Origin of the sequence: Rubrivivax albus, from assembly GCF_004016515.1 — a bacterium.
GTDB classification, from domain to species: domain Bacteria; phylum Pseudomonadota; class Gammaproteobacteria; order Burkholderiales; family Burkholderiaceae_C; genus Rubrivivax; species Rubrivivax albus.
The window spans coordinates 91177-106672 of the sequence record NZ_SACT01000010.1 but is presented as its reverse complement, the minus strand read 5'-3'; the positions used below and the strand labels follow the sequence as shown (position 1 = coordinate 106672).

Genomic DNA, 15496 nt, shown 5'->3' with positions numbered 1-15496 from the left:
CCGAGCACGACCATGACCATCCCACCCGACCGCCACCGCTTCTTCGGCCCGGACTTCGTCTGGGGCGTGGCCACCAGTGCCTTCCAGATCGAGGGTGCAGCCCAGGCCGACGGCAAGGGCCCGTCGATCTGGGACCGCTTCTGCGCCGAGCCGGGCCGCATCGCCGACGCCAGCAACGGCGACGTGGCCTGCGACCACGTGCAGCGCTGGCGCGAGGACCTGGACCTCATCGCCGCGTTGGGTGTGGACGCCTACCGCTTCTCGGTGTCCTGGCCGCGCGTCCAGCCGTCGGGGCAGGGCGCCTGGAACGCCGCCGGCCTGGACTTCTACGAGCGCCTGGTGGACGGCCTGCTGTCGCGCGGCGTGAAGCCCTACCTGACGCTGAACCACTGGGACCTGCCCGACGCGCTGCAGCAGCAGGGCGGCTGGGCGAACCGCGAGACGGTGCACCGCTTCGTCGAGTACGCGCTGGCGATGAACCGCCGCCTGGGTGACCGGGTAGCGTCGATCACCACGCACAACGAGCCCTGGGTCATCGCCCACCTCGGCCACGAGACCGGCGTGTTCGCCCCCGGCATCCGCGACCGCGCCGTGGCGGCGCAGGTGTCGCACCACCTGCTGCTCAGCCACGGCCTGGCGCTGCAGGCGCTGCGCGCCGACGGCTGTGCGGCCCGGCTGGGCATCGTGCTGAACCTCTCGCCGGTATACCCGGCCACCGACACCGACGCCGACGTGGCCGCCGCGCGCCGCGAGGACGGCCTGCTGCGCCGCTGGTACATGGACCCGCTGTTCCACGCCCGCTACCCCGACGACGTGCTGGCCCACCTGGGTGCCGACGCGCCGAAGGTGCAGCCCGGCGACCTGAACGCCATTGCGCAGCGCATGGACTTCCTGGGCATCAACTATTACTCGCGGCTGGTGGCGCGCGCCGGCGAGCCGTGGGACGTGGCCAGCAGCGGCCGCGAGCGCACCGACATGGGTTGGGAGATCTACCCCGAGGGCCTGACCGACCTGCTGGTGCAGCTGGACCACGACTACGCCGTGCCGCCGCTGTACGTGACGGAGAACGGTGGCGCCTTCCGCGACGAGGCGGTGGACGGCCGCGTGCACGACCCGGCACGCACCGACTACATCGCCCGCCACATCGACGCCGTGGGCGAGGCCATCCGCCAGGGCGTGCGCATGGAGGGCTACATGGTCTGGAGCCTGCTCGACAACTTCGAATGGGCCTCGGGCTACGCCAAGCGCTTCGGCATCGTGCACGTGGACTACGCGACGCAGTTGCGCACGCCCAAGACCAGCTACGCCTGGTACCGGGACTTCCTGGCGCGGCGGCGCCAGGCGGTGCAGGCGCCGGCCGCGGCGCGCCGCGAAACCGTGGAGGCTTGACCATGGCCCGCATCCGAGCCCCCCGCGGCGCCCGCCGCCCCGGCTGGACCCTGGTCTGGCACGACGAGTTCGAAGGCGACGCCGTCGACCGGACCAAGTGGGACTTCGACCTGGGCAACGGCTTCTACGACTACAAGAACCACGCCTGGGTCCCGGGCTGGGGCAACGAGGAACTGCAGTACTACACGCACGAGCCGGAGAACGTGGTCGTGCGCGACAGCTGCCTGTCGATCCGCGCCGTCAAGGCGCCGCTGCACGGCTGCGGCTACACCTCGGCGCGGCTGAAGACCAAGGCGCGGGATGGCTCGGTGCTGTTTGCCAAGCGCTACGGGCGCATCGAGTTCCGGGCCAAGGTGCCCTGGGGCAAGGGCCTGTGGCCGGCGCTGTGGATGCTGCCGGTGGACGACACCTACGGCGGCTGGGCGGCCAGCGGCGAGATCGACCTGATGGAGATCGTCGGTGAGAAGCCGCAGGAGGTGCTCAACAGCATCCACTTCGGCTCCACCTTCCCGCGGCGCACGCTGATCACGACCACGCACGCGCTGCCCCAGGGCAGCCTGGTGTCGGACTGGCACACCTACGCAGTGGAATGGGAGCCGGGCGAGATCCGCTTCTACGTCGACGACGTGCAGACCTGCACCTACGACTTCTGGTGGAGCTGCGGCAAGCTCGTCAAGGGCCAGGGCGTGGAGGCAAAGAAGGAGGCCGACCTGCACCCGTGGCCGGCGCCCTTCGACCAGCCCTTCTACCTGGTGATGAACGTCGCCGTCGGCGGCAACTTCCCCGGCGTGCCCAACGACCAGACCCGCTTCCCCGCCGAACTGGTGGTGGACTACGTGCGCGTGTACGACAAGGTGGGCGGCTACGGCCCCGTCAAGCCCCGTGGCCCCGGCGTGATGCCCTGGCAGAAGGGCCACGTCAACGAGCGCCGCAACTGAACACGCAAGGCCATTGGAGAACACGATGTCGAAACCCCGAATTCCCCAGCAGGACGCCGAGCACGGCGAATACCCGGCAGCCGACCCCGTGCGCTCCGGCGCGATGCCGCGGGTGGCCGCCCAGGGCGGCGCCTGGTCGCACGTCAAGCCCGAGGTCTGGACCGATGCCGAGCGCCAGACGCTGAACGATGCCTTCCGCGGTGTGCTCCAGCGCGGCGTGCACGGCTTCTGCTTCAGCCCCTACCTGGAAGGCCAGTCGCCGGGCTCGCAGGTCAGCGAGGCGCAGATCCGCGAGCGCCTGCAGATCATCCAGCCCTACACGCGCTGGATCCGCACCTTCTCGTGCACCGACGGCCACGAGCAGACGCCCCGCATCGCGCACGAGATGGGCATCAAGACCCTGGTGGGGGCCTGGATCGGCACCGACGACGAGATCAACGAGCGCGAGATCGCCGGCGTGATCGAGGTCGCGCGTGCCGGCCACGCCGACATCGTCGCCGTGGGCAACGAGGTGCTGCTGCGCGAGGACATGGGCGAGGATCAACTGCTCGCGTGCATCCAGCGCGTCAAGGACGCCCTCCCTGGCGTGCCGGTGGGCTACGTCGACGCCTACTACCTCTTCGAGCTCCACCCGCGTATCACCGCCGCCTGCGACGTGGTGCTGACCAACTGCTACCCGTTCTGGGAGGGCTGCCCGCGCGAGGGCGCACTGGCCTACATGCAGAGCATGGTGCGCCGTACGCGCGCCGCGGCCCCCGGCAAGCGCATCGTGATCAGCGAGACCGGCTGGCCCGACCAGGGCAGCGCGTTCCACGGCTCGGTGCCCTCGACCGAAGGCGCGATGGCGTACTTCGTCGACACCATCCAGTGGGCCGAGGCAGAGGACCTGGAGGTCTTCTACTTCGCGGCCTTCGACGAGGCCTGGAAGGTCGGCGCCGAAGGCGATGTCGGGGCCTACTGGGGCCTGTGGGACAAGGACGGAAAGCCGAAGTTCGCCTGATGCAGAAGATCGACATCCCCACCGGCCGTGCCATCTGCTACTCCGGCTACCGCGAGGGCCAGAGCCCCGACAGCCGCATCTACCCCAGCCTGGAGCAGATCCACGAAGACCTCCTCATCCTGAAGCCGCACTGGCCGCTGCTGCGCCTGTACGACTGCAGCCCGCATGCCGAGCGCGTGCTGGAGGTGATCCGGCGCGAGCGCATGGACTTCAAGGTCATGCTCGGTGCCTACCTGGGACCGGAGATGAACAACTTCGGCTGCCCCTGGGGCGGTGTGTACGCCGAGGACGAACTGGAGGCCAGCATCGCGGCCAACGAGGTCGAGGTGGGGCGCCTGATCGCGCTCGCGCAGGCCTACGAGGACATCGTCTTCAGCGTGGCCGTGGGTAACGAATGCACCGTGGACTGGAGCGACCACATCGTGCCGGTGGAGCGCATGCTGCACCACGTGCGCCGCGTGAAGGCCGCCGTGCGCCAGCCGGTGACCTTCTGCGAGAACTACGTGCCCTGGCTGGACAAGCTCAAGCCGCTGGTGCCCGAACTGGACTTCATCTCCGTGCACACCTACCCGGTGTGGGAGTACAAGCACATCCACGAAGCGCTGGACTACACGCGCCACAACGTCGAGAGCGTGGAGCGCGCCCATCCGGGCAAGCCGGTGGTGATCACCGAGGCCGGCTGGTGCACGCGCAGCAACGGCCGCGGCATGCATGCCGAGCACGCCGCGCAGGAACTGCAGGCGATCTACCTGCGCGACCTGATGGCATGGACCGACCGCGAGCAGCGGCTGTGCTTCGTCTTCGAGGCCTTCGACGAACCCTGGAAGGGATCGCCCGACCCGCTGGAGCCGGAAAAGCACTGGGGCCTGTTCACGGTGGACCGCGAGCCCAAGCTGGCGATGCAGGACTGGCCGGCCGTGGCCACGGCGCATGACTGAGGCGTGTACCACGCGGGCACGCCGTGGCGCCCCGGCGGCTTGGCTGTTCCTCCTGGTGGCCTTCCTCGCGGCCTGCGGCGGCGGGGCGGCCAGTGACAGTGGCCCGGTGGCCGGCAGCCCTTCGCCGGCACCTGCACCGTCGCCACCCACGGCGCCGCCGCCGGTGGGCATGCCACCGCCTGCTGCCGCGCCCGCCCACTACGTGCTGGCCTGGGCCGACGAGTTCGACACCCCAGGCCAGCCCGACGCCACCCGGTGGGTCGCCGACACCGGGCGCAACCAGGCCGGCTGGTACAACAACGAACTGCAGTACTACGCCTCGGGCCGGCTGGAGAACGCCGAGGTGCGTGACGGGCGGCTGGTCATCACGGCCCGGCGCGAATCGCTCAGTAGCGCGCCGGACTGGGGCGGCCAGCGCTACACCTCGGCACGGTTGATCACCCGTGGCCTGGCCGAATGGACCTACGGCTTCTTCGAGGTGCGGGCGCGAATGCCCTGCGGCCGCGGCACCTGGCCGGCGATCTGGACCCTGGGCAGCGGCGGCCGCTGGCCGCAGGACGGCGAACTCGACATCCTGGAGCACACGGGCCGCAACCCGGACCACGTGTTCTCGACGGTGCACACCGCCGCCGGCAGCGGCGGCAACGGGCGCGGCGCGGGCCGCACGCTGGCCACGGCGTGCAGCGCGTTCCACGACTACCAGATGCACTGGACCCCGGAGCGCATCGTCTTCAGCGTGGATGGGGTGGAGCACTTCCGCTACCTCAACAGCGGCCCCGGTGGCGCGGCCTGGCCCTTCGATGCGCCGCAGTTCCTGATCCTGAACATCGCCATCGGCGGCGACCTGGGCGGGCCGGTGGACGACACGATCTTCCCGGTGGAGATGCAGGTCGAGCACGTGCGGGTGTGGCAGGCGCCGGGTTGAGGTGTCGACCGCCCGGTGAACCTTGCACCGGCCGGTGACGCCGCCTTGGGCCGAGGACGCCTATCGCTCGCCGATCGGCCGCGAGGTGATCGACCGCGTTGGTTATCCTGCGTGGCGACCCACGCACCGGCCGGTGGTGGGTCGTGCACGCAGGGCGGGACCAGCACAGACAATGGACGACGATCACACGACAGGCGTGGGCGCGAATCCTGTGGGAGCGGACGATCCTCGGGTGGTCCACGGCTTCCACGACCCTGAACAGCTTGCCAGCCGTCTCGATCGGCGCGGGCGCTTCGTCGACGAGCACCTGAAGCCGTCGTCCGCGCGGTGATCGCCCGCAGTTCGGCGTGCCCGCCATGCGCATGAAGGGTCTGCTGCGCCTGCTGGCAGGGCTGGTGCTGTGGCAGGCCACCGGTGCGGCCCTCGCACGCGAGGTGCCCGACACGATGGCGCAGCGCGCGCTGGCCTGCACGGGGTGCCATGGGCCGCAGGGGCGTTCCAGTCCGGAAGGCTACGTGCCGCGCCTGGCCGGCAAGCCGGCCGGCTACCTGCTGGCCCAGTTGCAGGCGTTCCGCGACGGTCGCCGCCGCCACCGCACGATGGCGGCGCTGCTGCAGCCCCTGGACGACGCGATGCTGGCGGCGCTGGCGCAGCATTTCAGCGGGCAGTCGCTGCCTTACCCGCCCCCGGTCGCGTCGACGCTGGTCCCGGCCGATACCGCACGCGCCCGTGCGCTCGTCACCCAGGGCGACGCCGCGCGCGGCGTGCCGGCGTGCGTCGCCTGCCACGGCCTCACGCTCACCGGTGTGGCATCCCACGTGCCCGGGCTGCTGGGCCTGCCGGCCGACTACCTGCTGGCCCAGCTGGGCGCCTGGCGCAACGGCCAGCGCCAGGCCCGCACGCCGGACTGCATGGCCGAGGTGGTGCACCGGTTGTCGCCCGGCGACCTGCCGCTCGTCGCACGCTGGCTCGCCGCGCAGCCGCTGCCGTCGCGGACGGCGCCGGCCGAACGCCCGCCCGGCGACTGGCCGCTGGCCTGCGGCAGCGCCACGCCGCCCGGACCAAAGGCCGCACCGGTGGCGGTGTCCGCCGCCGCCGAGCGCGGCGCCTACCTCGCCAAGCTGGGCAACTGCGCCGGCTGCCACACCGCGCCGGGCGGGGCCGCCATGGCCGGCGGTCGGGCCATCCCCACGCCCTACGGCGTGGTCTACGCCAGCAACCTGACCCCCGACCCGCAGACGGGCATCGGCCGCTGGAGCGCCGACGATTTGCACCGCGCCATGCACGAAGGACGCGCACCCGATGGCCGTCGCCTGCTGCCGGCGTTTCCCTACACCTCGTTCACGCACGTGGCGCGTGCCGACAACGACGCGCTCTACGCCTGGCTGCGCAGCCTGCCCCCGGTGGTGCAGCGCAACCGGCCGCACGCGCTGCGCTTCCCGTACAACACGCCGCTGGCCATGACCGCGTGGCAGTGGCTGAACTTCGCGCCCGCGCCGCCGCTGGCCCAGGCACCGGCGAGCGGGCCGGCGCGCGGTGCCTACCTGGCCCGGGGCCTCGGCCACTGCGGCGAATGCCATGCGCCGCGCGGCCGTTGGTCGGCGCCCGGCCGCGCGCTGCTCGGCGGCGACCTGCCTGGCCAGGACTGGACGGCGCCCTCGCTGCACCCGGTGCAGGGCCGCCCGGTGCCGGCGGCCGAGACCGTGGCGCTGCTGCGCACCGGCCGCAACGCCTTCGGCACTGCCAGCGGGCCGATGGCCGAAGTGGTCCAGGCGAGCACCCAGCACTGGACGCCGGCCGACCTGCAGGCCGTGGCAGACCACCTGCTGGCGCTGCCGGCCGTCGCCGCCCCGCGCGCGGCGGCGCCGGCCGATCCGCGGGTCGTCAACGCCGGCGAGCGCGTCTACACCCGGCATTGCGCCGACTGCCACGGCGCCGACGGCCGCGGTGCGCCCGGCGCCTACCCGCCGCTGGCGGGCAACCCGGGCGTCACGCAGCCCGGCGTGCGCAACCTCCTGGCCGTGCTGCGCCACGGCGGCTTCGGGGCCGCCACGCGGGACCATCCGCTGCCGTACGGCATGCCGCCAGCGGAACTGTCGGTCGAAGACACGGCGGCGGTGCTGACCTACATCCGCCAGGCGTGGGGTCACCGTGCCGGCGCGGTCAGCGCGCTGGTCGTTCAGAAGTCGCGCTGACGCCGGCGGCAGGCCTCGGCGCCTCGGCTTCGGAGTCTGCGATGGTCACCCCGTCGGGGTCGAATAGATGCCGCCGTCGGTGCGTCCGGGGTGGTAGCCCTTGTGGCCGATGGCGAGGGTCAGCGGGCTGCGCGGATCGCGGCCCTGGGTCAGGTCGGCCAGCGCGCGGCCGAAGTGATACCTGGGCTGCCAGCCCAGCACCTGGCGGGCGCGCGCATTGACATAGACGCGGTCGATGTCCTCGAGCATGCGCCAGCCCCGCGCCGCGAACACCGGCTCGAAGCCCGGCGCCACCCGTCGCAGCACCGCAGAGGCCTGGCCGCGCAGCAGGTCCAGGTCCGTGGGCTCGAACGGCGATGTCGCGCTGATGATGAAGCGGTCGAACCCGATGTCGGCGGCACGCTGCATGGCCAGCAGGTGGGCGTCGACGACGTCCTGCAGGTCCACCCGCCGGTGGAGCAGTTCGACCACCTTCAGGTTCATGGGGTCGAAGCCGAGGCGGCGATGTTCGTCGTCGTCCCCTTCCGGAAAGAAGCGGGACGTGCGCAGAACCACCACTGGCAGGCCATGGTTGCGGTGGAAGAGCCGGCACAGGTCCTCGGCGGCAACCTTGGTCGCGCCGTAGATGTTCTTCGGCACCGGTGCCACGTCTTCGGTGATCCAGGCAGCCGGCGCCGGTGGCGGCGGGCTCAGCGCATCGCCGAAGGTGCTGGTCGTGCTGGTGAAGACGAAGGCGCGCACCTGGCCAGCGGCCCCGGCCTCGAGCAGGTTCAGCGTGCCGCTGACGTTGACGTCGACGAAGGCCTGCCGGCTGTGCAAGTGCACGTGCGGCTTGTGCAGCGTGGCCGTGTGCAGCACGGCGTCGACGCCCTGCATGCAGCGCGCGACGAGCGCGCGGTCCACGATGGAGCCGACGACATCGGTGCCAACTGCCGGCACGATGTCCAGGCCCACGACGTCATGCCCCTGCGCGCGCAGCGTGCGCACCAGCGCGTCGCCCAGGTGCCCGGAACTGCCGGTGACGAGGATCTTCATGCGCGGGAATCTACCGCGCGCGGGCGTCGGGGCACCGTCGTGATCGGCGTGCCGCTGCGGCTCAGGCCCCGTACTTCAGGCGCTCGTCCTTGTCCCACAGCCCCCACTCGGGCCCGACGTCGCCTTCCTGCGCCAGCTTCCACGGCTCGTCGAAGGACGCGAAGTAGAACATCTTGACGCCTTCGCGCCGCGCCCACTGCTGCACGGTGACGAAGTAGTGCAGCGCGTTCTCCGGCGACGGCACGGCGTCGTCCACCGGCTGCCCGCGACCGGGCCAGCCGGTCTCGGCGATGACCACCGGCTTCTCGCCGGCGGCGGCCTGCACCAGGGCATGCATGCGCTTGAGGTACTGTGCTGCCACGCCGATCTCCGCACCCTCCCAGAAGGGGTAGCAGTTGGGCAGCACCACGTCGCAGGCGGCCACCAGGGCGGGCCGCTCCAGGAACTGGTAGTAGGCGTCGACGCAGCCCAGCGGCACGTCGTCGGGCAGGGCCTCGCGCACGCGCTTCAGGTAGGCGATCAGCTCGGCCTCGTCGAGTTCGCCACGCAACAGTACCTCGTTGCCAACCACGGCCACGTTCACCAGGCCTTCGCGGGCCAGCTGCACCAGGCTGGCGATCTCGCGCTCGTTGCGTTCGTGGTCGCCGCTGATCCAGGCGCCGACCATCGTCTTCAGACCCTGCTCGCGCGCCACGGCCGGGATCCGCTCCTGGCCACCGGTGCAGGAGAAGGTGCGCACCCAGCGCGTGTGTGGCGCGACGATGCCGATGCGGCGATGGATCTGTGCGTCGGTGGGCACGTCGGCGGTGTCCTGCCCTTCGACGTAGGGGCTGAAGCACAGGCCGTAGACGCGGTTGGCCAGCAGGTCCCGGAACTGCGCGTGGGCCTGTTCGGGCGTGGCCGGGCCGGGCAGGGCACCGGCGCGCAGGTCCAGGCCACGCGCGACCAGCGGCACGCGCGGCGCCGACGGCCTGGACGAGCCGGCCCCGGCGTTGGCGCGCTGCTTGCGCCGCTCCAGTTCGGCGTGGACCTCGGTGGCGCGGGCCTCGTCGAGGTCATAGCTGCGCATGATCCACATCGCCAGCAGGGTGCCGACGATGGGCACGCCGGAGTAGAACAGCCGCAGGCCGTCGACCGCGCCGTCTGGCTGCGTCGCCGCGCCGGGCGTGAAGGCGACCACCGTCATGATCGCCCCGCTCAGCAGCCCCGCGATGGCGAAGCCGAACTTCACCATCCACCAGTAGATGGCGCCGAAGATGCCCTCGCGGCGCTTGCCGGTGGCCAGCTCGTCCAGGTCGCAGACGTCGGCCGTCATCGACATCATCAGCGTGAACAGGCCGCCGATGCCGAAGCTGAAGAACGGCAGCGCGAGCATGAACATGTACGGCTTGCCCGGCACCATCAGGAACCACAGCAGCACGTAGCCGATGATGGAGATGCCCTGCGAGAGCATGAAGGCGTTCTTCTTGCCCATGTGCTTGGACATCCACGCCACGGTGGGGATCACCGCGAACGTGGTGACCAGTGCCCCGACGCTGCCAAACAGCGTGGGCCAGATGCCGGCCGCGGCCGCATCGCCATTGAACAGGTGGTAGACGACGATGAAGAAGGAGAACGCCGCCACCGTGTTGAAGGCGTTGAAGATCAGGAAGGTGGAAAAGCACAGCTTGCGGAACGGGGCGATCCCGAAGGCGTCCTTGAAGCCGGCCAGGATCTCGCGCATGCCGCGCCCCAGGCTCTTCATGTCCAGCGGCACCAGGCTGGTGTCGTCGGTGGTTGGGCGGCTCTTCAGGAAGATCGCCGGCACCATGGCCAGCGCCGCGCAGACCACGCCCACCCAGACGGACAGCGTGCGCGTGGCGGTGTCGGCGTTGGGGAACCAGCTGGGGTCGTACATCACCACCCAGAACCACGGCGCGATGACCCAGGCCCACTGGCCGATCCACTGCGCCACCGCCATGATGCTGGTGCGCTCGTGGAAGTCATCGCTCATCTCGTAGCCCATGGCCACGTAGGGCACGCTGAAGATGGTCAGCCCCAGGTAGAAGACCAGCGACCAGGCGAGGAAGTAGATGAAGTTGTAGGTGACCCCGTCCTCGCGGTAGAGCTGCCACATCGCCACGAAGGAGATGCCCATGATGATCGCGCCGATGAACACGTAGTGCCGGCGCCGCCCCCACTTGGAGCGGGTGTTGTCGGAGATGAACCCCATGATGGGGTCGGTGACCGAGTCGAACACCCGCGGCAGGAAGAACAGCACTCCCCACATCCAGGGCGGGAAGCCCAGGTTCTGCACCAGCACCACCATGAAGATGCCCAGCGCCGCCGGGAACATCTGGTTGGCCAGCATGCCCAGGCCGAACGCGACCTTCTGGCCGAAGGGGATCTTGTGCGTGGCTACGGCGTGGGCTGTCATGGTGGGGAGATGGGGTCAGGGTCTGTCGGGGATCGCCACGGTGGCTTCGATCTCGACGACGCCGGTGGGGTCGAAGCGGCGGTCGGGGCAGTCGGTCCACCCGGCGTCGGTGCGCACGCGCAGGCGGGTGGCCGCGCCGCGCCGCCAGGTGCAGGGGATGCGCCGCCAGGTGAACCGCAGCACGCCGTCCAGCGGCACCTCGGCCGCGTCCAGCAGCACCGGGTCGAAGCGGGCCTGGCCGCCCTGCATGCGCAGGCCCAGTTCGCCCCAACGGGTGAGGATCTCCTCCTTCACCTGGCCGGTCATGCCGGGCTGGCGCGCGCCGCCCTCGCCAGGCGTGTGGCTGTAGGGGTCGAGCGGGAAGGCGCCGAAGGCCGCGGCGCCACGCTTGTAGCCCAGCCCGTCGCGCACGCGGCGGTAGTGCCGGCACAGCGCGGGCAGGGCCGGGTCGCCGGCGTCGAGTGCGGCGAATACCTGTTCCTGCACGGCCAGCAGCAGCTTGGCCACCATGTGCCAGTAGATGCAGCCCAGGCCCTCGTAGCCGAACATGGTGCCGGAACGGCCGGTGAAGGCGTGGTGGCCCAGCACGCGTTCGTAGATGCCCACGAGCGCGGGCAGGTCGTGGCCCAGGTCGGCAGCGGCGGCTTCGAGGTCACCACGGCTCGCCAGCGCCGGGGCGAAGCGCACGGTGCCGTCGGCCTGCTGCTGCAGCAGGTCGTGCCGTCCGGCGGCGAGCAGACGCTGCAACACCGGTTGCGCGAGCGCGTCGTCGTCGAGCCGGTTGCGCGCCAGGAAGCGGGGCAGGTCGCGGTCCGGGTAGAGCAGGAAGCTGTCGCGATCGGCGGTGTAGATCGGGCTGGCGAAGAGCGTGTCCAGCAGCGTCGTGGCCTCGGCCGGGGCCAGCAGGCCGGCCGACAGCACGGCCACCTGACCTTCGAGCATGGGGTACAGGCGCGAGACCTCGGCGGTCCCCTCACCGAAGGCGACGAGGTTGTAGGTGTCGAACAGGCCATCTGGCCGCCGGCAGCGTTGAAGCGTGGCGTCCACCAGAGGCAGCAGGGCTTCGGCCAGCGCCGGCAGCAGGCCTTCAGGGGCCGTGGCTGGTTGACGGCCGGTGGCGCCCTGGTAGGCCGCCGCGCGCCAGGCGTCCAGCGAGGCCCCGGCAGTGTCCAGGAAGCGGCGGCGCTGCACCGGATCGTCCACCGCGGTGATTGGCGTGGCCTGCACCAGCGCCAGCAGACCCTTCAACGCCTGCAGCGTGGCCGCCGGCAGCGCGAACGGGGCGGCAGCGCGGGGCCATGCGGCCAGCCAGGCCAGGAAACGGCGCAAGTGCGCCAGCGTCACCACCGACAGGCCGTAGCCGGCCAGCGCGTTGTTGGCGTCGTTCCACTCCGGCCGCTGCGTGTGCAGCCACAGGCCGCCGCCGGGCAGCAGGCTGCCGGCCTTGGCCAGCACGATGTTGGCCAGCTTCTCGCCCAGCGTGGCCAGCACAGGCTGGCCGTCGGCGTCGCAGACCAGCAGTCCGTCGGAGCCCAGCGCCGCCTTGCGCGCGTGGGCGCGCTCGTGGGCGGCGTGGTCGAAGTGAATGGTCTGCTTGGGCGCGCGCACCTGCTCGGCGTGCGGCTTCAGGCGGTACGGCACGTCGGCGAACGGAAAGAGCGCGCGGTCCCACAGCCCGTCCAACAGCGCCGGGTCGTGTGCCTGCGCCGCCTCCAGCAGGCGCAGCAGGTAGACCACCTGGTGGTCGCCCCAGTAGCCGATGTAGCTCCAGGGGTCGTCGGGCTCGATGGCCTCCCAGTCGATGCCGTCGCGGCCGATGCGGTAGGGGTTGTAGCCGTCGGGCGTCATCGCGCCGACGAAGGTGGCCACCATCGAGCCCACCCAAGCCGGTTCGCTGGGCACCAGCGCCTCCCAGTTCTGGAAGATGTCGCGCCAGTTGCCCTGGTGGTTCAGCACGCGGCGGCCCTGGGCGTCGCGCACGCGCACGCTGAACTTGTTCCAGGGCCGGCTGGGGTCGCCATGGCGGCGGCTGAAGGTCAGCGGCAGGTAGGCCATGGCCAGGCGCTCGACCTGCGGGCCCAGCGCGGCCGCGCGGGCCAGCAGGTCGGCGCGCGCCATCGTCGCAGGCCACGCGGCGGCGGCTTCGGCCAGCGTTTCGCCCAGCGCCAGGTGGCGTTGGCGGGCGAAGGCCACGAGGTCGTCGCGGTCGATGTTCGCGCCGTCGACGAAGACGCCGCCGCGCATGATGTTGAACAGCACGTTGGCGCGGTGGTGGGCCGCGGCCAGCGGGTCGCCGGAGTGCTGCAGGCCGTCGGCGCGTGCCAGCAGCTCGTCCACACCCGCGGTGTTGCGCCGGCGGGCCGCGACGATCTGCTCGGCCGTGCCGTCGCCGGCGGCCAGGCGCCGCGCGAGCGCGTCGACCTCGACCTGCGAGCGCGGCCCGTCGATCACCTGGTGCCAGGCCAGCCCGGCAGCGTCGACGGTGGCGGTGAACTGCGCCAGACTGGCGCCAGGGCGTCCACGCGTCAGCGTCTCGGCCTGGACCGCACCGCCACGGCAGAAGGCGCCCACCTGGTGCGCCGACAGCAGCGTGCGCGTGCCGGCGGGCAGGCCGGCGTGCCAGGCCACCAGCGCCTGGAACGATTCCTTGGGCTCGGCGCGGTCCCAGATCTGGGCGTACAGCGTGTACAGGCCCAGGCGGCCGCCGGCCAGGGCCTCGTTCCACTTGTAGGCGTCGGCCAGGCAGCTCATCGTGTTGTTGAGCAGCACGCTGACCCCCGGCGGCACCAGGTTCAGCACGCCGTCGAGCACGTCCACCCAGACGGGCGCGGCCGCAGGCAGCAGCTGCAGTCGTGCGCTGCGCACCAGGCCGAGTTCGGCCGAGGTGAACCACTCGTACTCGAACGCCAGCCCGGCCTCGGGACAGTCCTCGCGGAAGCGGATGCGGGTGGACGACAGGTTCTTCCACAGGGCGCGTGCACCGCCCCGGCCGTCCAGCCGCGGCGTGAACGGCGTCCACAGCAGTGGCGCGGCGCCGCTGCGGTGGACGCGGATCCAGGTGCGCGGCCCGGTGTGTTCCCAGCGGCGGTGGATCTTGTCCACCGTCTCATAGGGCAGGAAGGAGCCCTCGGCGTCGTGGCGGCCGGCGGCCAGCGAGCCGGCCGACGACACGAAGGCCCAGAGGTCGCTGTCGCCGGCCAGCGCCATGAAGAAGGGGTCGGCGGCGTCGATGCCGTCCAGGCGGTACCAGGTCTCGCCTTCGGCGTCGGTCTCGAATTGGCCCTGCATGCGGGCCGGTGGAGTGGGGTTCATGCGGCGGCCGGCAGCGCCGGCGGGAGGGTGCAGGTGGCGATGGCGTGCGCCGGCAGGTCGATGCGGCCTTGCCCGGCGTCATGGGTGAGCACGCAGGACAGGGCCTCATCACCGCGGTTGAGCACCACCACCGCCACCGACCCGTCGGGGTTGGCGAGGGCGGTGGTGGCCAGGGCCTCTCGGGTGGCGGTGCAGAGCACGCGCCGGGCGCCCGGGGCCACGAAGCGCGCGAACTGCCCGAGCACGTGGAACGACGGCTGCGCGACCCAGCGGTTCGCAGCGCGGTCCACCAGCACCGGGGCGTGGCACAGGTTGCCCACGTGGTTGGGGCCGCCGGTCTCGTCGAGCAGCAGGTTCCAGTCGATCCAGCCCACGGTGCCGTGGTTGAGGTCGTTCACCAGGGCGAGCGCGTAGCGCTCGGCGGCGGCCCAGCTGTCCCAGTGCGGGCCGCCTTCCTGGCAGCCTTCGCTGAACAGCAGCTGCTTGTCCGGCCAGGCCTCGTGCACCTGGCGCACGTGGTCGAAGTGCGGTTCGCCGTACCAGTGGAAGGCCAGGCCCCAGAAGCGGCGCGCCGCGTCCGGGTCGCCATAGAGCACGCTGGCACGTTCGACCATGAGGTCGCGGTTGTGGTCCCAGCCGAGGATCTTCACGTGGCCCAGGCCCGCCGTGTCCAGCGCCGGGCCGAGGTGGTCGCGCACGAAGTCGCGCTCCTCCTGGGCCGACCAGAGGCAGGAGTCCCAGCGCTGCACGGCCAGCGGCTCATTCTGCAGCGTCACGCCCCAGATCGGCACGCCTTCGTCGGCATAGGCCTGGATGAAGCGCACGAAGCACCGTGCCCAGGCCTCGCGGCATTCGGGCTTGAGCCGGCCGCCATGGGCCATCCGGCCGTTGTCCTTCATCCAGGCCGGTGGGCTCCAGGGCGACGCCAGCAGGGTCAGCGGCCGCCCGGCCACGCGCTGGGCCGCTTTCAGGAACGGCAGCAGCGCCACGCGGTCGCGCGCGATGCTGAAATGTTCCAGCGCCAGGTCCCCCGGCACGTCGGCATGCGCGTAGTGGCCCAGCGAGAAGTCGCAGCTGCCCATGTGCACGCGGCCCAGCGTGTAGCCGTGGCCGGTGGCCGGGTCGAAGTAGGCCTGCAGCAGGGCTTCGCGCTCGGCTTCGGGCAGCGTCTGCCAGGTGACGGCCGCGGCCTCGGTGAAGGCGCCGCCGAAACCCAGCACGGTCTGGAACCGGCGCGAGGCATCGATCGAAACCCGCGGCCCGTCGGCGTCGCCCGGGGCCACGGAGGCCACGGGCTGCGCCGCGAGCCGCGCACCACCGTCGCGCGCGGTCATCACCACGCGCCAGG

Annotated in this window: 11 protein-coding genes; 7 read left to right on the top strand and 4 right to left on the bottom strand. The window is 71.6% G+C overall.

From position 1 onward, the window contains the following. Positions 1–12 precede the first annotated feature (12 nt). The 7 genes from ENE75_RS22400 to ENE75_RS22375 all read left to right on the top strand — a co-directional run bounded on the left by ENE75_RS22400 (position 13) and on the right by ENE75_RS22375 (position 7385). Complete coding sequence (locus ENE75_RS22400; RefSeq protein ID WP_128200879.1) at positions 13–1389, top strand: GH1 family beta-glucosidase; 1377 nt, start codon at positions 13–15, stop codon at positions 1387–1389. A gap of 2 nt (positions 1390–1391) precedes the next feature. Further along, entirely contained in the window at positions 1392–2327 is a 936-nt protein-coding gene (locus ENE75_RS22395; protein WP_128200877.1) for a glycoside hydrolase family 16 protein, read from the top strand. A gap of 25 nt (positions 2328–2352) precedes the next feature. Further along, on the top strand, positions 2353–3327 hold the full coding sequence (locus ENE75_RS22390) for a glycoside hydrolase family 17 protein (RefSeq protein WP_199232389.1): 975 nt from the start codon (positions 2353–2355) through the stop codon (positions 3325–3327). Beyond that, positions 3327–4265, top strand: coding sequence for a glycoside hydrolase family 17 protein (locus ENE75_RS22385; protein ID WP_128200875.1), 939 nt, complete (start codon positions 3327–3329; stop codon positions 4263–4265). Before ENE75_RS22390 ends, ENE75_RS22385 begins: the two co-directional genes overlap by 1 nt. Further along, positions 4258–5190: a glycoside hydrolase family 16 protein gene (locus ENE75_RS22380; protein ID WP_233259219.1), complete on the top strand. Its 933-nt coding sequence runs from the start codon at positions 4258–4260 to the stop codon at positions 5188–5190. The genes ENE75_RS22385 and ENE75_RS22380 overlap by 8 nt, the downstream gene beginning before the upstream one ends. Positions 5191–5362: 172 nt before the next feature. Further along, positions 5363–5521 carry a hypothetical protein gene (locus tag ENE75_RS24950; RefSeq protein WP_158289056.1) on the top strand — a complete coding sequence of 53 codons (159 nt, stop codon included), beginning with the start codon at positions 5363–5365 and terminating at the stop codon, positions 5519–5521. A 25-nt stretch (positions 5522–5546) separates the two neighbouring features. Beyond that, positions 5547–7385, top strand: a complete 1839-nt coding sequence (locus ENE75_RS22375) for a cytochrome c (protein ID WP_128200873.1) — start codon at positions 5547–5549, stop codon at positions 7383–7385. 45 nt (positions 7386–7430) lie between these two features. On the opposite strand, the gene ENE75_RS22370 is transcribed toward ENE75_RS22375, so the two are convergent. From ENE75_RS22370 to ENE75_RS22355, 4 genes are all read right to left on the bottom strand, one after another. After that, entirely contained in the window at positions 7431–8420 is a 990-nt protein-coding gene (locus ENE75_RS22370; protein ID WP_128200871.1) for an NAD-dependent epimerase/dehydratase family protein, read from the bottom strand. A 61-nt stretch (positions 8421–8481) separates the two neighbouring features. After that, positions 8482–10836, bottom strand: coding sequence for an MFS transporter (locus tag ENE75_RS22365; protein WP_128200869.1), 2355 nt, complete (start codon positions 10834–10836; stop codon positions 8482–8484). Between the two features lie 15 nt (positions 10837–10851). Then, entirely contained in the window at positions 10852–14148 is a 3297-nt protein-coding gene (locus tag ENE75_RS22360; protein ID WP_158289055.1) for a GH149 family glycoside hydrolase, read from the bottom strand. Further along, complete coding sequence (locus ENE75_RS22355; protein ID WP_158289054.1) at positions 14145–15482, bottom strand: glycoside hydrolase family 30 protein; 1338 nt, start codon at positions 15480–15482, stop codon at positions 14145–14147. The genes ENE75_RS22360 and ENE75_RS22355 overlap by 4 nt, the downstream gene beginning before the upstream one ends. Positions 15483–15496: the final 14 nt, after the last annotated feature.